This window comes from Acidobacteriota bacterium (assembly GCA_033549365.1).
Taxonomy (GTDB): Bacteria; Acidobacteriota; Aminicenantia; order Aminicenantales; family Saccharicenantaceae; genus JAWSUF01.
Genome location: JAWSUF010000003.1, coordinates 160,657 through 187,314, shown reverse-complemented (window position 1 = coordinate 187,314; position 26,658 = coordinate 160,657). Strand labels below are relative to the sequence as shown.

The 26,658-nt window shown below is 59.7% G+C and carries 20 protein-coding genes; 13 read left to right on the top strand and 7 right to left on the bottom strand.

All coding sequences use genetic code 11. The features are described 5' to 3' along the window. Positions 1-102: 102 nt before the first annotated feature. From SCM96_06135 to arsB, 11 genes are all read left to right on the top strand, one after another. On the top strand, positions 103-1,293 hold the full coding sequence (locus SCM96_06135) for an efflux RND transporter periplasmic adaptor subunit (GenBank protein MDW7760199.1): 1,191 nt from the start codon (positions 103-105) through the stop codon (positions 1,291-1,293). Beyond that, positions 1,290-4,430: an efflux RND transporter permease subunit gene (locus SCM96_06130; protein MDW7760198.1), complete on the top strand. Its 3,141-nt coding sequence runs from the start codon at positions 1,290-1,292 to the stop codon at positions 4,428-4,430. Before SCM96_06135 ends, SCM96_06130 begins: the two co-directional genes overlap by 4 nt. Continuing rightward, positions 4,427-7,531, top strand: a complete 3,105-nt coding sequence (locus tag SCM96_06125; GenBank protein ID MDW7760197.1) for an efflux RND transporter permease subunit — start codon at positions 4,427-4,429, stop codon at positions 7,529-7,531. Before SCM96_06130 ends, SCM96_06125 begins: the two co-directional genes overlap by 4 nt. 111 nt (positions 7,532-7,642) lie before the next feature. Further along, positions 7,643-8,974 carry an SPASM domain-containing protein gene (locus tag SCM96_06120; protein MDW7760196.1) on the top strand — a complete coding sequence of 444 codons (1,332 nt, stop codon included), beginning with the start codon at positions 7,643-7,645 and terminating at the stop codon, positions 8,972-8,974. Continuing rightward, positions 8,965-9,363, top strand: coding sequence for a metalloregulator ArsR/SmtB family transcription factor (locus SCM96_06115; GenBank protein MDW7760195.1), 399 nt, complete (start codon positions 8,965-8,967; stop codon positions 9,361-9,363). Before SCM96_06120 ends, SCM96_06115 begins: the two co-directional genes overlap by 10 nt. Beyond that, complete coding sequence (locus tag SCM96_06110) at positions 9,360-10,532, top strand: permease (protein ID MDW7760194.1); 1,173 nt, start codon at positions 9,360-9,362, stop codon at positions 10,530-10,532. Before SCM96_06115 ends, SCM96_06110 begins: the two co-directional genes overlap by 4 nt. Before the next feature lie 21 nt (positions 10,533-10,553). Then, positions 10,554-10,796: a thioredoxin family protein gene (locus SCM96_06105; GenBank protein ID MDW7760193.1), complete on the top strand. Its 243-nt coding sequence runs from the start codon at positions 10,554-10,556 to the stop codon at positions 10,794-10,796. Between the two features lie 30 nt (positions 10,797-10,826). Further along, on the top strand, positions 10,827-11,312 hold the full coding sequence (locus tag SCM96_06100; protein MDW7760192.1) for a thioredoxin family protein: 486 nt from the start codon (positions 10,827-10,829) through the stop codon (positions 11,310-11,312). Positions 11,313-11,327: 15 nt separating this feature from the next. Next, positions 11,328-12,017 carry a cytochrome c biogenesis protein CcdA gene (locus SCM96_06095; protein MDW7760191.1) on the top strand — a complete coding sequence of 230 codons (690 nt, stop codon included), beginning with the start codon at positions 11,328-11,330 and terminating at the stop codon, positions 12,015-12,017. Positions 12,018-12,041: 24 nt separating this feature from the next. Further along, positions 12,042-12,821: an NAD(P)-binding domain-containing protein gene (locus tag SCM96_06090; protein ID MDW7760190.1), complete on the top strand. Its 780-nt coding sequence runs from the start codon at positions 12,042-12,044 to the stop codon at positions 12,819-12,821. A 33-nt stretch (positions 12,822-12,854) separates the two neighbouring features. After that, the gene (arsB, locus tag SCM96_06085) at positions 12,855-13,943 is read left to right on the top strand and encodes an ACR3 family arsenite efflux transporter (GenBank protein ID MDW7760189.1); all 1,089 of its coding nucleotides are present in this window, start codon (positions 12,855-12,857) and stop codon (positions 13,941-13,943) included. A 13-nt stretch (positions 13,944-13,956) separates the two neighbouring features. Here arsB and SCM96_06080 read toward each other — a convergent pair whose 3' ends face one another. After that, the gene (locus tag SCM96_06080; protein ID MDW7760188.1) at positions 13,957-15,999 is read right to left on the bottom strand and encodes a S9 family peptidase; all 2,043 of its coding nucleotides are present in this window, start codon (positions 15,997-15,999) and stop codon (positions 13,957-13,959) included. Positions 16,000-16,109: 110 nt separating this feature from the next. On the opposite strand from SCM96_06080, the gene SCM96_06075 reads away from it, so the two are divergent. After that, entirely contained in the window at positions 16,110-16,661 is a 552-nt protein-coding gene (locus tag SCM96_06075) for a hypothetical protein (GenBank protein ID MDW7760187.1), read from the top strand. Here the strand turns inward: SCM96_06075 and SCM96_06070 are convergent. The 3 genes from SCM96_06070 to SCM96_06060 form a co-directional block, all read right to left on the bottom strand. Beyond that, positions 16,654-17,472, bottom strand: coding sequence for a phosphatase PAP2 family protein (locus tag SCM96_06070; GenBank protein ID MDW7760186.1), 819 nt, complete (start codon positions 17,470-17,472; stop codon positions 16,654-16,656). The two genes, SCM96_06075 and SCM96_06070, sit on opposite strands and share 8 nt — an antisense overlap. A 39-nt stretch (positions 17,473-17,511) precedes the next feature. After that, entirely contained in the window at positions 17,512-19,068 is a 1,557-nt protein-coding gene (locus SCM96_06065; GenBank protein MDW7760185.1) for a TolC family protein, read from the bottom strand. Between the two features lie 104 nt (positions 19,069-19,172). Then, positions 19,173-19,919 (bottom strand): glycosyltransferase family 2 protein, encoded by a 747-nt coding sequence (locus SCM96_06060; protein ID MDW7760184.1) that lies wholly within the window; start codon positions 19,917-19,919, stop codon positions 19,173-19,175. A gap of 105 nt (positions 19,920-20,024) precedes the next feature. On the opposite strand from SCM96_06060, the gene SCM96_06055 reads away from it, so the two are divergent. Continuing rightward, positions 20,025-22,376 (top strand): hypothetical protein, encoded by a 2,352-nt coding sequence (locus SCM96_06055; GenBank protein ID MDW7760183.1) that lies wholly within the window; start codon positions 20,025-20,027, stop codon positions 22,374-22,376. A 324-nt stretch (positions 22,377-22,700) separates the two neighbouring features. Here the strand turns inward: SCM96_06055 and tsaD are convergent, their stop codons facing one another. From tsaD to lepA, 3 genes are all read right to left on the bottom strand, one after another. Next, positions 22,701-23,705, bottom strand: a complete 1,005-nt coding sequence (gene tsaD / locus SCM96_06050; GenBank protein ID MDW7760182.1) for a tRNA (adenosine(37)-N6)-threonylcarbamoyltransferase complex transferase subunit TsaD — start codon at positions 23,703-23,705, stop codon at positions 22,701-22,703. A 19-nt stretch (positions 23,706-23,724) separates the two neighbouring features. Continuing rightward, positions 23,725-24,768: an S-methyl-5-thioribose-1-phosphate isomerase gene (gene mtnA, locus SCM96_06045; GenBank protein ID MDW7760181.1), complete on the bottom strand. Its 1,044-nt coding sequence runs from the start codon at positions 24,766-24,768 to the stop codon at positions 23,725-23,727. Positions 24,769-24,846: 78 nt separating this feature from the next. Beyond that, positions 24,847-26,637, bottom strand: a complete 1,791-nt coding sequence (gene lepA, locus SCM96_06040) for a translation elongation factor 4 (protein MDW7760180.1) — start codon at positions 26,635-26,637, stop codon at positions 24,847-24,849. Positions 26,638-26,658: the final 21 nt, after the last annotated feature.

The following is a 26,658-nucleotide window of genomic DNA, read 5'->3' as shown; positions in this document are numbered from 1 at the left end:
GGATCGGCCCGATCGAAGGATTCAGGGAAGAAAAGTATTCCGTGTGCGTCTAAAGCAGAGAAATTAACAGAGACGATGTGTAAAGTGCGATTGGTGACAACGATGAAAAAAAACTTCATTCTCATCCTGACGGCTCTCACCGCTCTGGCCTGGGCCTGCAGCGGGAGCGGCGACCCCCGTCCTGATCCGGCCTCCCAGGTCCCTGCGAAAGTCCAGACCGATAAGTCCGCGCCTGAAGAGGCTACGGCCCAAAAAACACGGCCCGATGCGGCCGTCCGCCCCGGCATGAAAATGCCGGGCGGCGGAGAACAGGCCGTCCCCGTGAACGTCATGCGCGTCCCGCGAAAAAGCCTCAGATCTTATCTCGTTCTGAACGGCATCGTCGAACCGTCTCGCAAAATCCAGGTTTTCTCCCGCCTCCCCGCCTATGTCCGGCAGCTCGTCCGGGAGGAAGGCGATTACGTCCGGGAAAACGAAGTCTTGGCCGTCCTGGACGACATCGAAGTCCGAATCAGTTACGAGCAGGCCCGGATCGCCCTCGACCAGGCTCAGGTCAGCCTGGATGAGGCCGAAAAGAACTACGAGCGGAGCCGGACCCTGGTCGAAAGAAACCTGATTTCCGAACAGGAATTCCAGGCCCAGGAAGCCCAATTCAAGCAGAGACAGTTCGAACTCCGGACCCGCCAGGAAAACTACAAAAACCTGGAGCTTCAACTGGGCTGGACCCGGCTCCGCGCCCCGTCCGAAGGCTTCATCACGGAACGCTTGGTCGAGGTCGGCGGCCGCGTCAACGCCAACCAGCAGGTCTTCACCATCGAGGACTTCAAGCCTCTTCTCGTCCGTGTTTTCGTCCCCACAACGGATGCCGTGCAGCTCAAGACCGGCCTGCCCGCCGGTGTCAGCGCAGGCGAGGTTCTTCCCGGCACGGCTTTCACGGGCGAAGTCAAGCTGATCAACCCCCGGATCGACACCCAGACAGGGACGATCAAGGTCACGGTCGAGGTTTTCGATGAAACGTTGCGCCTCAAGCCGGGCATGTTCGTTGAAGTCCGCATTTCGATCGGCGACAAGGCCGATGTTCTGGCCATCCCCCGCCGCGCCCTCCTTTTCCGCCAGAACAAGATTTACGCCTTCGTCGTTGACGGAAAAAGAGCCGTCCAACGAGAAATCCAAATCGGCCTGATGGAAGAGGACGAGGTCGAGGTGACGGACGGACTGGTCGAGGGCGACGTCATCGTCACCGTCGGTGTCGACGGGCTCAAAGACGGCCAGGCGATCGAAGTCATCCGATGAAAATCGTCCATTTTTCGCTTCGCCGTCCGGTATCGGTGTTCATGTTCACCGTCGCCGCGGTCATTTTCGGATTTATCGCCTACTCCCGTTTGAATCTGAACCTGCTGCCCGATATCTCCTACCCGACCCTGACCATCCGCACGGAATACCCGGGAACCGCGCCCTCCGAAATCGAAAACATCATCTCCAAGCCCATCGAGGAAACCTGCGGCGTCGTGGACAACGTCGTCCGCATCTCGTCGGTCTCCCGGGCCGAAATGTCCGAAGTCACGGTCGAATTCGCCTGGCACACCAACATGGATTTCGCGACCCTCAAGCTCCGCGAAAAACTCGATCTCATCCGCCTCCCCCAGGGCGCCACGAAACCCGTCATCCTTCGCTACGATCCCAACCAGGAACCCATCATAAAGCTGGGGATCACCGGAGGAACGGATCTCGCCCACGTCCGCTTCATCGCCGAGCGCGAGCTCAAACAGGCTCTGGAGAGCATCGAAGGCGTGGCCGCCTGCACGATCTCCGGCGGACTCGAGGACGAGATCCACATCGACCTCGACGAGCAGAAACTCAGTCTTCTGAACCTGCCGATATCGACCGTGGCCAACCGCCTGGCCCAGGAAAACGTCAACCTCTCGGCCGGGATCCTGAAACAGCAGGACAGCCAGTACCTTGTCCGGACGGTCAACCAATTCAAAACCGTCGAGGAGATCCGGGACATCATCATCGACCGGCGTGGCGACGTTCTGGTTACGCTGGGCAGCGTGGCCGAAGTCTTCCGCGGCTATAAGGAACGCAAGGTCATCTCCCGGATCGACGGCGAGGAATGCATCGAGGCGGCGATTTACCGGGCGGCCGACGCCAACACGGTGTCCGTGGCCAATGCCGTCGCCGATCGGTTGAAGACCGTTCAGGCCGGAATCCTGGGTCCGCGCGGCATGAATCACACCGTTATCACCAACCAGTCGAAGTTCATCCGCAACACCATCGAGGAGGTGAAAAGTACGGCCCTCTACGGCGGCATTCTGGCCGTTCTCGTCCTCCTCTATTTTCTGAAGAACGCCCGCAGCACCCTGATCATCGGCGCGGCCATCCCCGTCTCCGTCATCATCACGTTTTTCCTGATGTTTTCGGCCAAGATCTCCCTGAACATCATCTCGCTCGGAGGCCTGGCTCTGGGGATCGGCATGCTTGTCGACAACTCCATCGTCGTCCTGGAGGCCATCCAGCGATACCGGGAAAAGGGCGCGAACGCGTTCGATGCCGCCATGAAGGGAACGACCGAGGTGGCCGGGGCGGTGACCGCCTCGACATTCACCACCGTGGCGGTGTTTTTTCCCATCGTCTTCGTCGAGGGGATCGCGGGACAGCTTTTCAAGGACATGGCCCTGACCGTCACCTTCTCTCTCCTGGCCTCTCTTGTCGTATCGTTGACGCTCGTTCCCATGCTCAGCGCGTCCATGCGGCGCGAGAATCCGCGGGAGATCCTGTCGGGTGTCCTGAAGTTCGTCTTCAGGCCCGTGGACAAGGTTTATGACCGGGTCTTCGATGCTTACAAAAAGCTTCAGGAAGCCTCTTTCCGGCGGCGGCGGGTCATTTTCGCCGCCGTGGCCGCCGCTTTCCTTCTGGCCGTCGTCGGCGTCCGTTTCATGGGTCAGGAGCTGATTCCCACGATTTCTCAGGGAGAATTTCTGATCAACGTCGAGTTTCAGCCGGGAACCTCTCTCCGGGAAAACGCCGCCGTTTCCGCCGAAATTTCCGAACAGCTCGCGGCTTATGAAGAAATCGAAAGCGTCTACGAACTCGTCGGCAAGGGATCGCGGGGCGGGATTTCCTTCCAGGAGGAACTCGAAAACCTGACGGAATTCACCGTCCGCCTCAAGCCGGGAATTCTCGGCAAACAGGAAGACCGGATCATGGACCGGGTCCGGGCCGGCCTCGAACGGTTCCCCACGACCGAGATCAAAGTCTACAAGCCCCGGCTGTTTTCCTTCAAGGCGCCGCTCGAAGTCGTCGTTTCGGGCAACGACCTCGACGCCATCAAACGCGTCTCCGATGACCTTTTGGCCCGGCTGCGGAATGTCCCCGGCCTCATCGACCTCAAGTCCTCCATGGAGGAGGGTTACCCGGAGATCCAGATCCTTTTCAACCGGGCCGTCCTGGCCGCCCAGAACATGACCATCAATTCCGTCGGCGCCCAGATCCGAAACAAGATCGAGGGCGAAGTGGCCACGCGGTTCATCGAGAGCGACCGGGAGGTCGACATCCGTGTTCGACTGACGGAGACCCAGCGGGACCGCATCGACAAAATCAGCCGGATCACGGTCCGGAACGGTCTGGGCGTGATGACGCCTCTCCGGTCCCTGGCCGAGATCCGGATCGTGGAGGGCCCGGCCGAGATCCGGCGCATCCTCCAACAGAAAGCAGCCGTCATCACCGGAAATCTTTCGGGGATTTCCCTCGATGACGCCAAGCCGATTGTCATGGCCGCCCAGGCGGACCTCGAAAAACCGGCCGACACATCGGTCTATCTGGCCGGCCAAAGCCTGGAGCAGGACGTGGCCTTTTCCTCGATGATCTTCGCCATCGCTTTGGCCGTCTTTCTCGTCTATCTGGTCATGGCCAGCCAGTTTGAATCCTTCAAGAAACCCCTGATCATCATGTTCACGATCCCGCTCGGCATCATCGGCGTCGTGGCCGTCGGACTGGTTTTCGGCATGTCCATCAATGTCATCGTGCTCATCGGATTGATCATCCTGGCCGGAATCATCGTCAACAATGCCATCGTTCTTGTCGACTACACCGGCCGGCTTCAGGATGAGGGGCTGTCCAAGGCGGAGGCCATCCGAACCGCCGCCCAGGTCCGCTGGCGTCCCATTCTCATGACGTCGATCACAACGATCCTGGCCCTTCTGCCCATGGCCCTGGACCGGAACGAGGGGTTCGAGATCCGGATTCCCCTGGCCCTGACCCTGATCGGCGGTCTGACCTTCGGCACCTTCCTCACCCTGGTTTTCATCCCGCTTGTCTACCACTACGTGGTTCGCGAAAAGAGCGATGAGTCGGAAAGCCGGCTCATGCGCCTCATGAAACGTGTCAAAAAGAGCCTCGCCGTCGACCGGAGGAAAGCGCAGGAATCATGAGCCTCCCGGAATTCGCCATCCGCAAACCCGTGTCCATCATTGTGGCCATGCTGATCTTCACCACGATCGGCCTGATCTCCATTTTCCGCCTTCCCCTGGAAATGATGCCGGACACGTCGTTTCCGGGACTCATGGTCCAGGTCCCCTATCCGTCGTCATCGCCGGAGGACGTCGAGCGGACGATCACCCGGCCTCTCGAGGATGTCCTGGCCACCGTCAATAATCTGGACAGTCTCAGTTCCACGTCCTCGTCCTCGTCGGCCATGATCCACCTCCAGTTCAAGACCGGAACCAACATGGACATGGCCTCGATGCAGATCCGGGACAAGATCGACCAGGTCCGCTCGACCCTGCCCTCGGACATCGAAAACATCCGGATCCGCCGGTTCTCCATGAACGACCGCCCGGTCATCAATTTCAGCGTGTCCCTGCCCGGGAGTCTCGACGACCTGTATTTCTGGGCGGAAAATTACATCCTTCATGAGGTGGAGCGGATCGAGGGCGTCGCCAATGTCGACATCCGGGGAATCCGGAACAAGGTCCTGAACATCTACCTCAAACCCGAGGTGTTCTACTCGTCCTCCATCCGCATCAACGATCTCATCAACACCCTCCGCAATAACAATATCAACATTTCCGCCGGATTCATCGAAGAGGGGCCCATGCGCTACATGGCCCGGATTCCCGGCGAACTCAAGATCCTTGAGGATGTTCAGGCTCTGCCCGTCAATACTCAGGGGTTGACGATCGGCGACGTCGCCCGCGTCAGCTACGACTATCCGCCCAAGGAGAACTTCGATCGGCTCGACGGCAAGGAAACCGTCCAGTTCCAGATCTACCGGGCATCGAACGCCAATATTGTGGACGTCTGCCGCGCGGTCCGGGAAACCATGGGCCGGATCGGAGACGGGGAACCCGCACTCCGCGACATCACGATCATTTTCTCCCGTGACCAATCCGAGGACATTTTAAAGAGCCTGCGTGACCTGGCCGTTTCCGGAGTGATCGGCGGGATCATGGCCGTTCTCATCCTTCTGTTTTTTCTCAGGAAATGGCGGTCCACGGCCATCATCATGGTCGCCATCCCCATGGCCATGGTCTTCACCTTCAGCCTGATGTATCTGGCCCGGAGCGTCTTCGGCGCCAACATCACGATCAACATCATCTCCCTGAGCGGGCTGATGCTGGCCGTGGGCATGCTGGTGGACAACTCCGTCGTCGTTTTGGAAAACATCTTCCGCCTGCGACAGGAAAAGAAAATGACACCGATGGAGGCCTCCCGGAAGGGCGCCTCCGAGGTGGCGACGGCCGTGACGGCGTCCACGATGTCGACGCTCGTCGTCTTCGTCTCCCTGAGCTTTCTGTCCCAATCGGGCTTCGGGCGGTTCATGAAGGACTTCGCCATGACCATGTCCATGGCTCTCATCGCCTCTCTTCTTGTCGCCCTGTCCTTCATCCCCCTGGCCGGAAGCCGGTTTCTCAAGGGCAAGGCGCGGGAGAAGGCGCCCTGGCTTGTCAAATTGACGCGGGTTTACGAAAAAGTCGTGAGCTTCTCCATCAGCAACTGGAAAAGCAAGCTGCTTATCGTCGTCCTGGCCGTGGGGATTTTCCTGATTTCCTTCGCGATGCTGAGAAGCATCGAGCAGGAATTCATGTTCACGAGCGACGAACGGGAGGTGAACATCTCGGTCTTGATGCCCCGGAGCTTCACCCTCGAAGATATGCAGGGTCTCTTTCAGCGCATCGAGGACACTCTCATTCCGAGGAAAGAGGAACTGGCCGTGAAGCATGTCTCGACGGATTTCGGAATCCGCAACCTGAGGCAAGGGGAATACCGGGGCCGGATTGAGCTGGCTTTGGAAGACAAGGGCATGTCGGTGGCCGAGATCCGGGATCAGGTCACCGCTCTCCTGCCGCGCCGGGCCGGGGTCCGCTACGAACACGGCCAGCGTTTCGGCCGGGGCGGCATGGGCGGCCGGGGCATGACGGTCGAACTCATCGGCATGGATTTTACGCTCCTCACCGAACTCGCCCCCGGAGTCATGGACCGGTTGCGGACCATCCCCATCGTCGAGGAGGTCACGTCGGATCTCGAAGGCGGGGACACCCAGCTCATGATCGAGGTCGACAGGAAAAAGGCCGAAAACATCGGTGTCGACAGCCGCATGATCGCCCAGACGATCTCCTCCTCGCTCTCCGACCGGGCCGTGGGCAAGTTCAAGGCCGACAACCGCGAGATCGACATCATCCTGAAAATCCAGGGCGCCGACGGGTTCGACGAGCAGGACCTCCGAAACATCAGTCTCCGGACAGGCGACAAACCCGTCCCCATATCCGCGATCTCCGACATCACTTACCGCATGGGATCGACCTCGATCCGCAAGGAAAACAAGAAGTCCAAACTCCAGATCTACGTCAATTCGCGGGCCCAGGGCATGGTGGGCATCTCGGAGGAGATTCGCAGGGTCATGGACACGATCGATCTTCCGGAAGGCTACAGTTGGGCGCTCGGAGGCGGCTGGCGGCGCTTCCAGGAATCGCAGGGGGAATCGACCCTGGCCATCGTGCTCGCCCTGCTCTTCATCTACATCATCATGTCGTCGCTGTTCGAGTCCTTCGTTCATCCGTTCACGATTCTGCTGATTATTCCGCCGGCGCTGTTCGGTGTGGCCGTGCTGTTTATTCTCACCAAGATCACGCTGAATACGACGTCATATCTGGGACTTCTGACGCTCTTCGGGATCGTCGTCAACAACGGCATTATCCTCATCCATCACATCCGCGGACTGAGAATCTCGGGGCTGGCCAAAAACGAGGCCATCATCCAGGGCGGGAAGGACCGCCTGCGGCCGATCATCATGACGGCCTTTACGACGATCTTCGGCGTCCTGCCGCTCGCGCTCCCCTACATGCTGCCGCAATTCTTCCAGGCCACCGGACGGCGGGCCGAGATGTGGGCGCCGATCTCCGTGGCCATCGTCGGCGGGCTCATGACCTCGACGTTCTTCACCCTCATCTTCCTGCCGACGTTCTACTCCATCGCCGATTCGGTGACAGCGCGAGTCAAGGCCTTTCTGGGACTCAAAAGCGCCACATATTAGGAATATCCAGCAGCCTCAGTAGCGGGAAAAACGGGCTTGACAAGGGCCGGATCTTGATATATGAATATATCTTCATATATTCATGAGTTGACACAGCGCGGATAGAAATCGATGGCGGAAATCAAAACCTCGCGAAACGTGTTGATCAAATCCGAACCGGAGGCGCCGCATTTAGATTCCCCGATTCTCGATCAGGAAACGCGTGAAAAAAACGTTGCCCGCGTCGCCGAAGATGGTCATGTCGCTGTTTCTCCCGAAGTCTCAAAAAAACTCGGACTTTCCCCCGGCGCCGATCTGGATCTTGTCGTTTCCGAGGGGCGCGTGGAGATCCTGCCCAACATCCACAGTCTCAACCGCCTCTATGTGGAGCCGACGACGCGCTGCAATCTCGCCTGCCGGACCTGCATCCGCAACACCTGGGACGAACCCCTGGGCGACATGGACGACGAAACCTTCGCCGCCATCGCCCGCGCTCTGCCGAGATTTCCCCATCTCGAAAGCGTCATGTTCGGCGGCTTCGGCGAACCCACCGTTCATCCGCGGATTTTCGATATGATCCGCGAGGTCAAGGCCGTGGGCCTGAGAGCCGAACTGACGACGAACGCGACTCTTCTCGACGCCGGACGGCTCGACGGCCTTCTCCGGGAACGCCTCGACCGGCTCTGGATTTCCTTCGACGGAACGAGCGGCGAAAGCTACGAGGCCGTCCGCAAAGGGGCACGCTTCGGCGAAGTCATCGAGAATCTCGAACGCCTCCGCCGGGGCAACGGCGGGGACGGCAGCGTTCCCGAAATCGGCATCGCCTTTGTCCTGATGAGGACGAACCTCGGCGATCTCAAAGACCTGGATCGCCTGGCCCGCTCTCTCGGCGCCCGCCGCGTTCTCGTCAGTCATGTTCTTCCCTACAGTGCGGAGATGGAAAAAGAGATGCTCTGTCTCCAGACGCTGACTCTCGACACCTTCACCTTCGCCCCCGGGAAAGTCGAACTCAGCCTGCCCCGGACGGATGTCAACGCCCTGACGAAAGACGCGTTTTTCAGCCTGTTCCAGGGATTCGAGAACCTGACGTTCATGGGCAACCGCATCGCCGTCGATGCCCCGCACTGCCGGTTCGTCCGCAACCGAACAACCTTTATTCGCTGGGACGGCCGGGTGAGTCCCTGCATGGCGCTTCTCCACTCTCACAAGACCTTTCTCTACGGCGGCGAACGCCGCATCCGGGCCCATGACTTCGGAAATGTCCGGGCGGACGATCTCGCCGCCGTCTGGGAGTCCCCGGCCTATGCGGAGTTTCGGGAAAAGGTGCGGGCTTTCGATTATTCGCCGTGCCACGTCTGCGGCGGCTGCACCCTGTTCGAAAACAACGAGGAGGACTGCTATGGAAACGCCTTCCCCGCCTGCGGCGGCTGTCTCTGGGCTCAGGGAGTGATCCAATGTCCGTGAAAGACATCGCCGGCGCCTTCAAAGCCCTCTCGGATCCCACCCGCCTCCGGATCGTCCTCCTTCTTCTCCGGCAACATGAACTGTGCGTCTGCGAGATCATGCACGTCCTGGGCATGGAGCAGTCCCGGGTCTCCCACCAGATGAGGATCCTCCGCCATGCGGGCCTCGTGGAGGACAATCGGGAAGGGCGCTGGATCAACTACCGGATCTCCGAGCCGGTCCGGCCCCTGATCGAGGATCTCTTCGCGGGAACGCTCGGGGGCCACTTGGAAAACGCTCCGGAAACGGCGGAGGACTCCCGCAAGCTCAAGGCTTGCATTCGCGGGAACATCCGCGGCCGTTCCTGTAATTCTAGGATGAGAACGGAAGTTCAGGAGACTGATCGATGAACGATAAGAAGATCGCGCTGATTCTTTTGTCCATATTTTTGGTTGCGTATTTCGTCCCGTTTTCGAATGCCGTGGTTTCAAACGCCCTTCTCGAAGCTTTTCTCATGCTCCAGGAATACGCCCGGGAACATGTCCTTCTCTGCCTCATCCCGGCTTTTTTCATCGCCGGAGCCATCGGCGTTTTCATTTCGAAAGACGCCGTCATCAAGTACTTGGGACCCAAAGCCAATAAAATCCTGTCCTATGGGGTCGCCTCCTGTTCCGGCACGGTTCTGGCAGTGTGTTCCTGCACCGTCCTTCCGCTGTTCGCGGGAATTTACATGAGGGGCGCCGGGATCGGGCCGGCCACGGCCTTTCTCTACTCGGGTCCGGCCATCAATATTCTGGCCATCATCATGACCGCCAAGATCCTCGGCTGGCAGCTGGGCCTGGCCCGGGCCGTCGGGGCCGTCGTCTTTGCCGTCGCTATCGGGCTGATCATGCAGGCCGTCTTCGGCCGGGAATGCCGCGATGGGGAGGACGAGAACGGGTTCGTATCCGAGGAGGCCGGAAAGGACGATCGTCCGCTCTGGAAGACGGCTCTGCAATTTGCGGTCATGATCGGTATCCTTGTCGTCATCAATTGGGGAAAATCCGATCCCTCTCTGACGGTCTGGTATGCCATATACCGGGCCAAGTGGCTGATCGGCGGCATTCTGGCCGTTGTTCTGGCCTGGATGATCGTCCGCTGGTTCAAAAAGGACGAGCTCAAGGAATGGACCTTTTCGACCTGGATCTTCACCAAACAGATCACGCCTCTTCTTTTCGCCGGGGTCCTGGTCGCCGGATTTCTTCTCGGCCGGCCCGGCCATGAAGGCATCATCCCGGGCGATTGGGTGGCCCGCCTTGTCGGCGGCAACAGCCTTGGGGCCAATCTTTTCGCCTCGCTGGCCGGAGCCTTCATGTATTTCGCCACGCTGACCGAAGTCCCCATTCTTCAGAGCCTGATCGGGTCGGGGATGGGGCAGGGGCCGGCCCTGGCCCTTCTTCTGGCCGGACCCGCGCTGTCGCTGCCGAATATGCTGGTCATCCGGAGTGTCATCGGCACAAAGAAAACTGGCGTCTATGTCCTGCTTGTCGTGGTCATGGCCACGATTTCAGGGTTGATCTATGGAGCCTTGGCGGGTTAGCCAAGCAACAAAGGAGGAAAAATGGACATCAAGGTTCTCGGTCCGGGGTGCCCGCGCTGCGGAGAGGTCGAACGACGGGTCATGAATGTTCTTGCCGAACTCGGCATCGCCGCCAACGTGGAAAAGATCAGCGACATCAGGAAGATCATGGAGTACAAGATCCTGGGGACGCCGGGCCTGGTCATCAACGGGAAAGTCGTGTCGGCCGGCAAGATCCCCCGCCCCGAAGAGATCAAGGCCTGGATCCATGAGGCGCAAGGCTGAAATAAATCACGGAAACAAGGAGATTGACGCATGAAACGAAACAAGATCGCCCTGACTCTGTTGCTCTGTTACCTCGGCCTTGCGACCGGGTGCGGGCATGAATCCCACGCCGAGCGGGACGTCTCATCGCCGCCGCCTGTTTCCCAACCCGGAGTCTCGGCTTCGTCCCCGGCGGAACCGGTCTCCGCGGCGCGCGGCAAGGTTCTCGCCACAAACAGCCTGGACATTGATTTTTCGAAATTCAAGGCGACATTCATCGAACTCGGCGCCGATCGCTGCATCCCCTGCGTGGCCATGCAGCCGATCATGAAGGAGATCGCCGAAGAGTACGCCGACAAGATCCAGGTTGTCTTTTACGACGTCTGGAAGGACTCCGCTCCGGCCCGCAAGTACCGCATCCAGCTCATTCCCACCCAAGTCTTCATTGACGGCGAGGGCCGCGAAATCCACCGGAACGTCGGCTTTTTCGCCAAGGACGACATCCTGAAAATGCTGAAGGACAAAGGGGTCCTTTAAAAGGATATAAAAGCCATGAGTGGTATTTTCGGCGACGTCGCGCTTTTGATCCAGCAGAACCCCGGACTTGCGGTCGCCGCCGTCTTCGCCGGGGGTGTCACCACGGCCCTGAACCCCTGTGTTCTGGCCATGATCCCGCTGCTTATGAGCGTCGTCGCCGGCCGTTCCGAAACAACGACCGTCCGCCGTTCGCTCATCTTCTCGCTCGTCTTTATCGTCGGGTTGTCGCTGATGTTCACCGCCCTGGGGCTTGTTTCGGCACTTATGGGGCGGATGATGGGCGATGTCGGTCGATTCTGGACCTATGCCGTCACAGCCGTCTGCCTGATCATGGGCTTGCACCTCCTCGGTGTCTTCAAGTGGAACCTGCCCATGCCCTCGGGTCTTCGGGTGACGAAAACAGGATATGCCGGAGCCTTCTTGCTGGGGCTCCTGTTCGGCATCGTCTCGACACCCTGCGCCGTGCCCATCCTGGCCGTGCTCCTGACCTTCGTGGCGGAGAAGGGAAACGCAGCCTATGGAGCGTTTCTTCTTTTTGTTTACGCACTCGGCCATTCGGCGCTGATTCTCGTGGCCGGGACATCGGTCGGCGCGGCCAAGGTCCTTCTCGAATCGAAGGGTCTGCGCGCCGCCCACGGCGTCCTCCAGAAAGCGGCCGGTGTCGTCATCATCGGCATCGGTCTGTTTTTCCTGTTCGGGAGGTAAAAAATAAAAAAGGAGGGATTTGACATGATTAACAAAAGCCTCGGATTCATCGGAGGAGGCCGGGTCACCCGGATCATCCTCGAGGGATTCCACAGGAAAGGGATCGAATTCCCGGAGGTCGTCGCGAGCGACATCGACCCGGCGGCTCTCGCCCGAATCCGGGATATTTTTCCCGGGATCCGTACGGCACACAACGACAACACAGCCCCGGCCGGATGTGACCTTGTTTTTCTGGCCCTTCACCCCCCAGCCTGTCCCGCGGTCCTCGATGAAATCAAGGGAAGCTTGAAACCCGGCGCCGCCCTGGTCTCGCTGGCCCCGAAAATCACCATGGACCGGATGTCCGAGAGACTGGGCGGATTTTCCCGAATCGCCCGGATGATCCCCAATGCGCCGTCCATCGTCGGCGCAGGCTACAATCCGGTCGTCTTCTCCCCGGCTCTCGGAAGAGAGGAGAGAGAGCATCTGCACTCCCTTTTCTCGGCGCTCGGCGAATGTCCCGAAGTCCCCGAAAAGGATCTCGAGGCTTATGCCGTTCTGGCCGCCATGGGCCCGACCTATTTCTGGTTCCAGTGGGAGGAGCTCGAAGCTCTGGGCGCCGGTTTCGGCCTGGACCGGGAGGTTCTCCGGAAGGCCCTTTCGGCCATGATCGAGGGGGCCGGACGGACCTACTTCAGTTCCGGGCTTGCCGGACCCGAGGTCATGGACCTTATCCCCGTCAAACCCCTCAAAGACGACGAAGAGGGAATCCGCGATGCATTCCGAAAACGTCTTGTTCCACTCTACGAGAAAATCAGGCCCTGAAAGGCATCTCTTTCAACAGCAAGGAGACACAATATGACATCGGAAAAAGTACGGCTGAGCTTCCTGGACCGTTATCTGACTTTATGGATATTCTCGGCCATGGCCCTGGGCGTGGCGATCGGTTTTCTTTTCCAGAAGCCGATCGAAGCGTTCAACAAGGCTCTCACTGTCGGCGAACACACCAATCTTCTCATCGCCGCGGGTCTGATCCTGATGATGTACCCGCCCCTGGCCAAGGTCAAATACGAGTTGCTGCCGAAAGTTTTCGCGGATACGAAAATCCTGGGACTTTCGCTTGTCCAGAACTGGATCGTCGGACCAATCCTCATGTTCACGCTGGCCGTGGGCTTTTTCGGGTTCGCGGCGCCCGCCCTCTTCGGTCCCGATCCGCGCTGGGGACTCTACATGGTGGGGTTGATTCTTGTCGGCATCGCCCGCTGCATCGCCATGGTCCTGGTCTGGAACCAATTGGCCAAGGGCAGCAGCGAGTATGGCGCAGGACTCGTGGCTCTCAACAGCATCTTCCAGATTCTGACCTTCAGCGTTTATGCCTATGTGTTCATCACGATTCTGCCGCCGCTTTTCGGGCTTCAGGGCACCGTGGTGGATGTGACGATCGGCGACATCTTCGTCAGCGTCATCATCTACCTCGGCATCCCCTTTGCGGCCGGCATCCTGAGCCGCGTCATCCTCATCCCCATGCGGGGACACGAATGGTACGACAAGGTGTTCGTGCCCAGGATTTCTCCCATCACGCTCATCGCCCTGCTTTTCACGATTGTCGTCATGTTCAGCACCCAGGGCCGGCAGATTATTCTCCGCCCCCTGGACGTTTTGTGGATCGCCGTCCCGCTGACCAGCTATTTTATCCTGATGTTTCTGGTGAGCTTCTTCATGGCCCGGAGGTTTGGCGCCGACTACAGCCGGAGCGCCACGCTGGCTTTCACGGCCTCGGGAAACAACTTCGAGTTGGCCATCGCCGTCGCCATCGCCGTTTTCGGGATTGCCTCGCCGATCGCCTTCGCCACGGTCATCGGTCCCCTTGTTGAGGTCCCCGTGCTCATCACCCTGGTCAATGTTTCGTTGAAATTCAAGCGGAAATATTTCCCGGCCGCTGATTAGCTTGCTTGGCCCATTATTTCTTCTCGGGAAGCGGAGGGGCGGCCAGGTCGGGCATGGGATCGCCGAAGATGTAGTGGCCGAACCAGGCCATGTTGTGCTGCATGGCGGCCCGCATGGACTTGGGCTTGGTGATGCCGTGCCCGTATCCCTTGTAGACGATCATCTCGACCGGAACACCCTGATCTTCCAGTCCCTGGCGCAATTCATAGGCGTTGGGGACGGGCACCCGGCGATCGAACTCGCCATGCTGGATGAGAGTCGGCGTCGCCGCATTCTTTATGTAGGTCATCGGTGAAGTCTTGGCATAGATCTCCGGGTCGTCGGCCGGGTTGGCGCCGAGGTAATTGATGGTGAAGGGCGTAATGTCGGTGTTGTAATAATACGTGGCCCAGTTCGAAATCCCGGCCCCGACCGATATCGCCTTGAAGACACGCGTCGATGTCGTCAAAAAGGCCGAAATGTAGCCGCCCTGGCTCCATCCCATGGAACCGACGCGCTCGGGATCGACCCAGCCTTTTTGAACCAAGTGCTCGACGCCCGATACGACATCCCAGGCATCGCCGACACCGAGGTTTCGATAATTGAGCCTCCGGAACGCTTCGCCGTAACCCGCGCTTCCCCGGTAGTTGACCTTGAGAATGAGCGCTTCGCGGCCGGCCCAGATGTCGGAGGGGTAATAGCGGAGATCGGCGGCCAGGATTGGCCGGTCGACGGCCGTCGGGCCCCCGTGGATGACACAGAGAAGAGCGTATTTTTTGCCCGGATCGAAGCCGGCCGGCTTGATGAGGACACCTTCGATCTCCGTCCCGTCCTTGCTTTTCCAGGAGATGACCTCGCGCGAGCCCAGAACGAAATCTTCGACTTGCTCACTCATCCGGGTCACAAGGCGCGGCGCCCAGGGAAAACCGGAAACGCCGGCCTCACCGAGAGTTGTTGCCGAATGAGACGTAAAGGCCGCTTGTTTTCCATCGCGGGAAAAGGAGAAGCCCGAAACGACGGCGTCATCCGGCCCGCTGACCCTGCGGATATCCAGACTGTCGGGATCAAGGCGGAAGAGATGCGTGGCCGTTTTTTGCGAGGCTGTAAAATAGATCCCGTCTTCGATCCAGACCGCGGCGAAAGGATTTTCATCAAAGGCATCCGTCAGGGAGCGGACTTCGCCCCCCTCGACGGGGACAACGGCCAGGCTGGAGTTGAGGGCATAGTAATCGGTCCGGCCCATGACGGAGGAGAACAGGATGAAGCGGCCGTCGGGCGACCAAACAGGGGAAGAGTCCGGTCCGGGCTGAGAGACAACTTTCCTGACCGCGTCATCGGCCAGATCGAGAACGTAAATATCGGAGGTCCCGCTGTTGATGAGATCGGGATTGATGGGGGCGCTGAAGGCGATCTTTCGGCCGTCCGGGGACCAATCGAAGCCGCCGACCGTGAAGTCCCGGCCGCTCGTACGACGAAGGCCCGGCTGCGGGGAACGGAGAGCCTCGGCGACATTTACAGTCCAGATGTGGGAATGCCTGTATTCGCGGCGGACAAGATCGTAGTCGCCGTAACGGTCCTTGCGGTCCCTGGCTTCCTGCGAAACAGGGTCTGTGGCCGTAAAAGCGATCGTTTTTCCGTCGGGCGACCAGACGTAATTCGAAACGCCGGTTTCCGCCTTGGTCAATTGAACGGCCTCTCCTCCCTCCGGACTGATCACGAAAAGCTGGGATTTGTCGTCGGCCCGGCTCGACGTGAAGGCCAGCCGTCGGCCGTCGGGAGACCAGGCGGGATTCCCACCGGAGGCCTTGCCTTGGGTCAATTGGAAAGTCCGGTCCGAGGCGATGTCGGCCAGCCAAATCTGCGTGACATACGCATCCTGTTCAAGATCGGCTTCCGTGACGGTATAGGCGATCCGCGTCCCGTCGGAGGAGATGCGCACGCCGCCCAGAGTCCTGAGCACCAACAGGTCCTCGATCGCCGGGACGCGCTTGGCGGTATCCGTGCGGACCGCACCCGGAGCGCTCAGCACGGTAAAAACTAAAAGAAGAACGGCAATTCCAAGGCATTTTCGCTTCATGGGAAACCTCCTCGCTCTTCTATCCTATGCCAAGGAAGGCTCCCCCGACAAGCCCCGGCGACATGCCGGAAGGGCTTCCCAAGACGGCGGAAATGGTGTTTAATGCCTCCATGCGTCATCGAGGCGTCCTTATCGCTCCGATCCTCCTGGCCGCATGTCTTTCCATTCCGGCCGGCGGACACCAGGATTACGGGCTTTCGACGGCCGGGCAAACGTCCATGAAAATCATGGCTTTGGACAAGAAACTTCCCGTCACCCTCACCCTGGAGGTCGAGGACGGCAAAACCATCGATGCTTTTCTTGTCGCTATGGACAAAGCCTATGCCGCCGATATCGAGGATGGGATGCTGTTCAACGACGACCGGGTAACTCTGACCATTCTCACGTCCTGGCCCGGCATCTCCGGTTTTCAGGATTTCATCTACACGCCGGAGGATCATCCCGAGATCCTGGAAGACAAGACCATCGACAAGGTTTGCCTGATCATGATCAATACCGACGGCCCCGATGTGTCGGGAAGCGACCGCAAAGTCGGCGTATCCCTATCGTTCTCCAAGGGAGTCCGGGCCGCCTCCCTGGTTGCCGGGATCATCCTGTCCCTGCCGGCTATCGCCGTCTTTCTTATGCCCGCCGTCCGCGCCCTGAAAAAGCGCTTTAAATAGCGTTTTCGTTCCCGGTCTCGAGTCTGATTTTCCGGAATCCCGGGAGTTTTCTCAACAACCTGCGGATGTGGGTTCTCTCCAGTCTGTCGAGCCTGAAAAAGACCCCGTCGGTGTAATAGTCCACGGCCCAGGCCCCGGCCAAGCCGAAGGCTATGCCCACGAAAATGTCGGTGATCCAATGGATGCCGAGATAGAGGATGGAGAAGGCAAAGACGGCGATTTGAACAGCCGTGAAGATCATGAAAGCCTTATAGATCCGGATTTTCCAGGCCTTCTGCCTGTTAAGCTCGGCGGCCAGGCACAGGTACAGTCCCAGGGGCAGTCCGATATGAAGCGAGGGAATGCAGTTATCGAATGGATCGCTGCCCACAAAAAACTCATGAAACCACGGGGAAAGACGATACATGAGGGGTTCCATGGACGGCAGGTAGTCCGAGGTCACATCCACGGGGAAGAAGAGATAAAACGGGATGGTGATCAGATAGATCATGAAAAAATTCATGGCCGTGAGGGAGGCCAGCCGCCAGTTGTTCTTCCAGGCGAAAATCACCAGTCCGAAAAAGGCAATGGCGATGTAGCCGATGATGTAGTTGTAGCCCAGGATCACGGTCAGGATGTCGTTCTTGAACGCCTGCTGGATGTGCCGCACCGCGTCGCCCTCCAGGGCGTGAATCCAGGGCGTGAAGTTCAGGCGGAGGGCGTGGCGCACGGGATCATTGATGGTGTCCACGAAATCCTTGAGCGCCAGCATCACCAGAAAGACAAACAACTGCCAGCGGTAACGTCCCAGCGTCCGTAATGTCTCCTTCATGATCCGTCAAGGATTTCCCGAACCGGCTGACCGGCTTCGTCACCGCATGAGGGTGATGTTGTGGGCCGTCAGGCTCCGTCCCGAGACCTTGTCGATCCGGGCCAGGCTCAGATTATAATCGACCAGAGCCTTGATTTCCATCGCCCGGGCGTTGGCCGCCTCCTCCTGGAACTGGAGGACGAAGTAATTCGTGGACAGTCCGACGCCGAGCTTCTTGTTTTCGGCCTCCAGTCTTTTTTCGGCCAATTCGCGGGCCATACGGTAGGCGGCGACGCGCTTGGCATCGGTTTCGACGCTCCGGACGGCGTCCCGCACCTCGAGTTCGATCTGCTGTTCCTGAGCCTTGAGTCCGGCCCGGCTCTGTTCCAACTCGAGTTTCGCCGTCGCATAATTGGCCCGGCCGACGAGATCGGCAACGGGCACCGAAAGGGTCAACCCCAACGTCCAGTTTTCATAGAGGAATCTGAAGGCATCGCGGATTGAATCCGCGGCACTGCCCTTTTCCTTGCCGATGATGATGCCGAGAAAGGGATTGTCGCCGGCGTAGAGGATGCGGTCGCCCGAGATCCCCGGGCTCCAGTAGGACAACGTGAAGTCCAGGCGGGGCAGAAGCTGATTTCTGGCAAAACCGAAGTTGACTTGGCTGTTGGCCAGTCCCGCCCGGGACGATTCGAGTTCGGGCCTTCCGGCCAGAGCTCCGGCCAGAATGTTCTCCGTGGACACCTTGGTTTCCCGGAAAACAGGTCGATCCGTCGGAACGACTTGGGTTTCCTCGGCCCCTCCGTCCCCACCGAGGTTGATCAAAGCCTTGAGGACATCCTCGGCTCGGCTGACCATGGCTTCGGCCTGGAGAATGTCCGCTTCTCTCTGGGCGACCACGGTCTCGGCGTTCAAAACTTCGATCGGGGCCAGGGTGCCGATCTCGGCCTCCCTCCGGTTTTTGGCCAGAAGGTCGCGGGCCAGTTCCAGGGTCTGCCGCCTCACGGCCAGGTTGTCCGCGGCGTAAACCAGGTTCCAATAGGCTTCCTGAACCTGATAGATCGTATCGGCCAGCACGGTCTTGAACCGGCTTTCTGAAATGTCCAGGTTGTTGCGGGCGACGAGGATCTCGCGGCGGCTTGCCGCGGCGCCGAAATTTCGGAGAAGGGGCTGATTGAAGTCGAACCGGAGCGTGCTTCCGTATCGGGGATTGATGAGCTGGTAGGCCTGGTTCGTGTCCGACATGTAGGACTGAAGCGAAAGGGAGGCCTGGCCGCCCATCGGCACCTGCTGAACGACTGAAAATCCGTAAGTGTTCAAGCGGGAAACGATGGTCTCTTCGCCCTGGAGAAACCAGTAAGACGGCTGTTCCTGGCTGTCGCCGTTAAAACGCAGATCCAGCTGAGGCAGGTACTTCTCCCGGGTCCGGGCCAGCGACGCCGCGGCCAGCTCCGGACCGACGACCTCAACGGCCACGTTCAAATTGTGCCGGACCGCCCGCGCGATGCAGTCGTCCAGTGTCAAGGCCGTTCCGGTCTTGTCTCCAGCCGCCCGGGCTGCCGGTGCGACGGTCAAAATCGCCCCAAGGGCAAGAATCATGGCGATGCGGATTCTCATGGAAACCTCCAGTCATAGGCTGAACATCAGCCCTGAAGATCATACGAACAAATCCACAACAAGTTCATCTGAGGAGGTGTTGGTGTTGATGAACCGGGTTCCGTCTAGGCGAATTGGGCGAAGCGCCGGATCCCTTTTTTGTGGAGCTTGAACTTGACAAGGGTTTTGAGGATGGACAGTCCATAGACCGTGCTGCGCCAAAACCCCACCTGGGAGGCCTCGGGAAAGTAGCGCGTCTCGATCGGAATTTCCCGGATTCGCAGGCCGTGAACGACGCCCTGGGCGATGATTTCCGAATCTAAGACGAAATCGTCCGAGTTCAGCTCGAATTTCACGGTCTCGAGATAGCGGCGGGAATAGGCCCGGAGCCCCGAGTGATATTCGGTGAGATACATATAGAATGTCGCATTCTCGAAAGCCGTCAGGAAGATATTGGCCAGGTATTTCCACTTCGGCATGCCGCCCTCGAGAGGATGGCCGCCCAACATCCGTGATCCGAAGACGGCATCGCAGTCGCCCTCGAGAAGCGGGAGGACAAGGCCGGGGATCACCCGGGGATCGTACTGGTGGTCCGGATGGATCATGATCATGATGTCGCCGCCGAGTTCGAGAGCGCGTCGATAACAGGTTTTCTGGTTTCCCCCATAGCCGCGGTTCCGGTCATGGACGAAAACCTTGAGACCGAGACGGCGCGCGAGAGCCACCGTGCCGTCCCGGCTGCAATCGTCGACGAGAAGGATGTCGTCCACCCAGTCCCGGGGGATATCGGCCAGAGTTCTCTCCAGCGTCTTTTCGGCGTTGTAGGCCGGCATGACGACAATGATCTTTTTATCTTTTCGACGCGGGTCCATGGCGAACTCGGAAGAAGGATAACGGCCGGACGGGGGGAAGTCAAGCGCATCCCGCGTCACACCGCGATCTTGACACCCGGGCGGAGGTGCGGAATACTCTTGACCATGATCACGAAAGCGCAGCGGCCGGCGGCGGGCTTTCTTTTCCTCTGCGCCGCCTCGGCCGCCGTTTTCCTGGATGTCCGTATCCAGGTCGTTCGTTTTACGGTGCTCGACCATGCCTATCGCCCCGACCCGGTCGTTCTGCTCCCGGCCGTGGCCGCGCTGTTTTTCGCAGCGGCCTTGCTGTTTTTCAGACCCGCCGTTCCCGCGAGTCTCCAAAGCCTCGGTTACTGGCCGCTTTTCCTGCTTGCCCTTGCGCCTGTCCTCACCGGACGCTACTTCACGCGTGGAGACTTGATCCGGCGACTCGACATTCTTCTCCTCATCGTCGGGGCGGCTCTGGCCTATCTGGCCTTGACCCGGGAACGCCCGGCTGGAGAGACGGGAAGACCGATTCTCCGCAGGGTCTTGGCCCGGTTCGAGACATTATCCCGCCGGAAAAAGACCGCTCTGCTTTTCGCCGTGTCTTTCCTCGTTTATAGCCTGGCCGGAGGAGTCCTTGTCGGGCAGGGAGTCACCTTTTCCGGGGATGAGCCGAACTATCTGCTTTCCGCCCACAGTCTGCTCCATGACCGCGACATCAATCTCCGGAATCAATTCGACGACCGCGACTATTTCCACTTTTATTCGCGCAAAGACAACCCCCACCTGCGTCTGGGGATATACGGCCGCTTCGGAAAGAAAGGGCACGACTATATCTATCCCATCAACCTTCCGGGGATTTCCGTGCTTATGCTGCCCCACTATGCCGTCAGCCATTTCCTGGAAGGCACCGCCAGGACGTTCATCCTCAAAAGCAGCTTGTCGCTATGGGCCGCGCTTCTGGGCATCCAGGTTTATCTCCTGGCCGCAACCCGCTGGAAGCGCGAAGATACCGCGCTCACGCTCTGGGCGGTTTACGGATTTACGGTTCCGGTCATTTTCTATTCCATCCACCTTTATCCCGAGATCCCGATCGCTTTTTTCTCCCTGCTTGTCTACCGCAAGGTGACGTCTCCCGAACGGCTCTCGACCGGCGCCCTTTTGGGAATGGGATTTCTTCTATCCCTGTTCCCCTGGTTCGGACTCAAATTCAACATCATCCTCTGGCCCCTGATCCTGGTCTGCCTCTTCCATCTTCGGCGGGACCACGGCCTGAAAGGCGGGCTGGTCGCCTTCCTGGCGTTTCCCGCCATCTCGGCCGGACTTTTCGCCGCATTCACATGGCGGCTGTACGGCTCCGTCAACCCGTTTTCCATCTACGACGGCGTCATGACGGCCGAACAGACGACATCCGTCCTCGAAAGCTTCTTCAGCCTTCCGCTGTATTACAGAGTGGACTCGTTCTTCAACTATTTCCTCGACCAGCGGGACGGCCTTCTGCTTTACGCCCCGGTCTTCGTCTTCGCTTTCGCCGGTTTCGTCGAGATCTGGCGCCGCGCCCGGCGCGAATTCTTCGCCCTCGGGATCACGGCCATGCCTTTCATCCTCAACTATGCCTTTTTCACCCACAGGCAAGGATACGCACCCCCCGGACGCGTCCTGGCGCCTTTGTCCTGGATCGCCGCAATCGGCATCGGGTATTTTCTCGTTTACAATCGAAAACCGTTCTTCACGCGGGCTTTCGGTCTTCTGGCCGGGGTGAGTTTCGTTCTCGCCGTTCTTCTTCTTTTTCACCCCTCTTTTCTTTACCAGCCGACAACCCACGAATTCACCGAGCGTCCGGGCGACCTGTTCGTGTTCCTCAGCAACATGCGCTTTTTCCTGCCGTCGATCCTGCCGTCGTTCATCAAGGTCAACAACCTCGGCTATTGGCCCAATTATGTCTGGATTCTGGCCGTCGCGGCTTTCATCGCCGCCTATGGGGCGAGGAACGTATGGCCCGGCGTTCGGCCGAGACCCGCTCTTCGCCATCTAACCGTTTTTGGTCTCTGCGCCGCGGCGGTCTTTCTCTGGGTCCTGCATCCCCGCGATGCGCTCTATCCCGTCCGGACCTTCGAGCCCGCATCGGGCCGTCCACTCGGCCTCTATCCGTTTTCCCTGGGCCGGGGTGTCGTCATCAAACCCGACGGCGCTCTTTACCTCCACGAGGAAAAAAGTTATCGCATCCTTTTCGGATCGAAGCGCAGGATCGAACGCCTGAAGATTTTCTACGGGTCCGAGGAAGGGAATTTCCGCGCCGCCGTGAAGGTTTTCGATCTGCCGCTCTTCGCCCCGGACACGCAGCGCACGATCGGCGAATTCGAGTTCGATATTCCGGTTCATACCGTCGCCCGCCATCTTTATCTCTACGAGGTCACGGTCGACCTCGAACACCTGTCGGACGAAAACCTGAAGGTGCATCCCTATCTCATCCACCTCATCCCCTCCCGCTAACCCCCGGAGCCGTGCGTGAAAATGCCCGAATTTCCACTTTTTTCTCTATCAGGCATTTTCACCCTTCGGGCGTGCCGATCTCACCATTCCGACTTCGTCGCAGCCTGCTCGACGTAGGCTTGCTACGCCTTCGCAAGCTGCTTCCTTGTCGAAACAGCAATCTCGACACGCGCACAGCTCCGGAACCCGGAGCCGGGGCCGTACGTGAAAACGCTGATTTTTTCTTCCCCCTTTCACAATTCCAGCGTTTTCGCGCACAACTCCGGAAAAACAAGCCGTTGGAGGGTCGAGCGGGCACGGATCCTCGACGGCCGGCCTCCGCCTTCAGCGGGCGAAGGCGTCGAGTTCGAGGGCGGACCCGCCGTCCGCGCCGGCCTCGAATTTTTTCAGGGCCAGGCCGGCGATCATGGCCGCATTGTCGGTACAGAGGCGGGGCGAGGGAACAAAGGCCGGAAGCCCGGCACGTCCGGCATACTCGTGGAACCGGGTCCGGAGCCTGGTGTTGCGGGCGACGCCGCCGCAGAGGATGAGGGCCCGGGGTTCGCAGGCGTCGGCCGCCGCCGTTAAATTCCGAATCAGGGCCCGGGCAACGGCCTCTTCGAAGCCGGCCAGGAAATCGGCCAACGCCGGAGAATCGGCGGTCAGGGATTTCTCGCGGATATGTTTGAGCGCCGCCGTTTTCAAACCGCTGAAACTGAAATCCAGACTCCTGTCTTTTGTCCGGGGCAAAGCGAAGGCGAAGGCTCGATTGTCGCCGCCGCGGGCGCCCTTCTCGATGGCCGGACCGCCGGGGTAGCCAAGTCCGAGAAACTTGGCCACCTTGTCCAAAGCCTCTCCGGCGGCGTCGTCGCGGGTTCTTCCGAGGATGCGGAAGGACAGGGGGGCGTCGATGATGTAGAGAGACGTATGCCCTCCGGATACCAGAAGAGCCAGGGCGGGCAGAGGGATGTCGGGGTTTTCAAGAAAAGCGGCCTCGCAGTGGGCTTCAAGGTGGTTGATGCCGATGAGCGGCTTTTTGAAATAATAGGCCAGTCCCTTGGCGAAGCAGAGGCCGACGAGAAGCGAGCCGATGAGGCCGGGTCCCCGGGTCACGGCGAAGAGGTTGATCTCTTCAAGTCCGATTCCGGCCCGGTCAAGACTCTCCCGGACGATGGGTTCGATGTTCCGGATATGCTGGCGCGAGGCCAGCTCGGGGACGACGCCTCCGTAGGGGGCGTGGATCTCGTCCTGGGACAGAACGATATTGCTGAGGATGGTCCGGCCGCGGAGAACGGCGGCCGACGTTTCGTCGCATGAGGTCTCGATCCCCAGGACGACAGGTTCAGGCACTTCGGCGTCCTCCCTCTCCTCAGCTTCCCGTCCCGGCCAGGCGGCGCAGATTTTTTCCGAACGGCGGCCGGGCGATGCCGTTTTCCGTGACGATCCCACTGATGTAGCGGGCCGGGGTGACGTCGAAAGCGGGATTGCGCACCGGGACGCCGGCGATGGTCGTCAAACGACCGCCCCAGCACCGCACTTCATCCCCGTCACGTTCCTCGATGGGGATATCCCGGCCCGTCCGCAGGCTCAAGTCCACGGTGCTGAACGGCGCGGCCACGTAAAACGGGATACCGTTTTCCCGGGCCAGAACGGCCGCCGAATAGGTGCCGATCTTGTTGGCGGTGTCCCCGTTGGCGGCGATGCGGTCGGCGCCGACAACGACAAGATGGATCTCTCCGTTTTTCATCAGCCAGCCGGCCATGTTGTCCGTAATCAGGACGACCGGAATCCGGTCCCGCAGCAGCTCCCAGCAGGTCAGGCGGGCGCCCTGGAGAACCGGCCGCGTTTCATCGGCGAAGACGCGGACGGACTTCCCCTCCTCGACCGCGGCCCGGACAACGCCGAGGGCCGTTCCATAATCCGAGGTGGCCAGAGCGCCGGCGTTGCAATGGGTGAGGATGTTCATGCCGTCGTCGACCACGGCCCGGCCGTGGAAGCCGATCCTTCGGTTGATCTCGGCATCCTCGGCGTCCATGGCCCTGGCCTCCGCCAGCAAGGCTCGGGAAACCGCCGCCGGACCCGAGGGTTTGGCCGCATCATAGGTCCCCCGCATTCTCTCCAGAGCCCAGAACAGGTTCCGGGCCGTCGGCCTCGTCCGTTCGATTCTCCTGAAAACGCGTTCGAACAGGGCGTCCATGCGGGAAGCGTCTGATTTCCGCAAACCCTGCATTCCCAGAGCGACCCCGTAAGCGGCGGCAACGCCGATGGCCGGAGCCCCCCGGATGACCAGGCTTTCGATGGCCCGGGCGACGGCCTCGACGGTCCGGCAGGCGATATAGGCCTCCCGGGCCGGAAGCTTGCGTTGATCGATCATGACGACCGTGTTGTTTTTCCAGGTTATGGTCGGCAGCATAAGTCACTTCTTTCCGGCCGCGGTCTCGCCCGGCAGCCTCGGCAATTGATGATAGAATTCCGCATAATATTTCACTTCTCACTTGACTTCAAGGATGGCCAGGAAGGCTTCCTGGGGAATGTCGACCCGGCCGATGCGGCGCATGCGTTTTTTGCCTTCCTTCTGTTTGGCCAGGACCTTCATCTTCCTTGTGTAATCCCCGCCGTAGAGCTTGGCCAGGACATCCTTGCGGAAGGCCTTGACCGTCTCGCGGGCGATGATTCTCTTGCCGACGGCCGCCTGGAGAGCGACCTCGTACTGTTGGCGGGGGATGGCCCGGCGCATCTTGTCGACAAGGGCCCGGCCGACGGCATAGGCCTTGTCCTTATGAACGATAAGGGACAACGCGTCCACGACATCGCGGTTGATCAGGATGTCCAGCTTGACCAGGGGAGATTCGCGATAGCCGTGGAATTCATAATCCATCGAGGCGTAGCCCTGGGATACGGACTTGAGCAGGGAAAAGAAATCGAAGACCACCTCGTTCAGAGGCATGAGATAAGCCAGAAGAACCCGCTTCGGACTGACGTACTCCATCTTTTTCTGCTCGCCCCGGCGGGTCTCGAGGATTTTGAGCAAAGCCCCGATATACTTGTCGGGCGTCAGAATGATCACCTCAATGTAGGGCTCCTCGATTTTGGCGATTTCGGCGGTATCGGGAAGTCCGGACGGGTTATGGATTTCCAGAACCTCCCCGGAGATTCGGGTGACGCGGTAACCGACACTCGGGGCGGTGGTGACCAGGCTGAGATCGAAATCACGCTCCAGGCGCTCCTGGACGATCTCGCGGTGGAGAAGCCCCAGGAAACCCGCCCGGAATCCCAGCCCCAGGGCCGGGGAGTTTTCCGGTTCGTAGGTGACCGAAGCGTCGTTCAGACGGAGTTTCTCGAGGGCTTCCCTCAGATCTTCGATCCCGCTATCTCCGGCCGGAAAAAGCCCGCAGAAGACCATGGGCTTGGCCTCCCGGAATCCGGGGAAAGCCGAGGCCGTCGGGCGCTTTCGGTGGGTGACGGTGTCGCCGACCCGGGCATCGCTGAGCTTGCGGATTCCGGCGATGAGATATCCGACTTCGCCCGCATGCAGAACGTCCGCCTTGACCGGCTTGGGGGTCAACCAGCCGATTTCCTCGGCCTCGTACTCGGCGCCCGAGGCCATGAGAACAAGGCCGTCCCCCCGGCGAAGCTCCCCGTTCACAATGCGGACGAGGACGATGACGCCGCGGTAGGAATCGAACCAGGAGTCGAACAGCAGCGCCTTGAGCGGCCCCTTGGGATCCCCTTTGGGTGGAGGAATCCTTTGGACGACGGCCTCGCAGACATCCTCGATGCCCATCCCCTTTTTGGCGCTCACGAGAAGGGCCTCCTCGCGGCCGAGACCGATGATGTTTTCCATCTGTTCCAGGGTCTGCTCCGGATCGGCCTGGGGCAGGTCGATCTTGTTGATCACCGGGACGAGAACGAGATCGTTCTGGAGGGCGAGGTAGGTGTTGGCCAGAGTTTGGGCCTCGACGCCCTGGGAGGCGTCGATGACCAGAACCGCTCCTTCGCAGGCGGAAAGACTCCTCGACACTTCATAGGAGAAATCCACGTGCCCCGGGGTGTCGATGAGATTGAGAACATAGGTCTCCCCGGAGCGGCTTTTATAATGGAGGCGGACGGTCTGGGCCTTGATCGTGATGCCGCGCTCGCGTTCGAGATCCATGGTATCCAGGACCTGGGCTTTGAGCTCCCGCGAAGACAGAGCTCCGGTCATTTCGATAAAACGGTCGGCCAGCGTGGATTTCCCGTGATCCACGTGGGCGATGATCGAAAAATTCCGGATCTTGTCCATGGGACGCTATGATACAGCCTG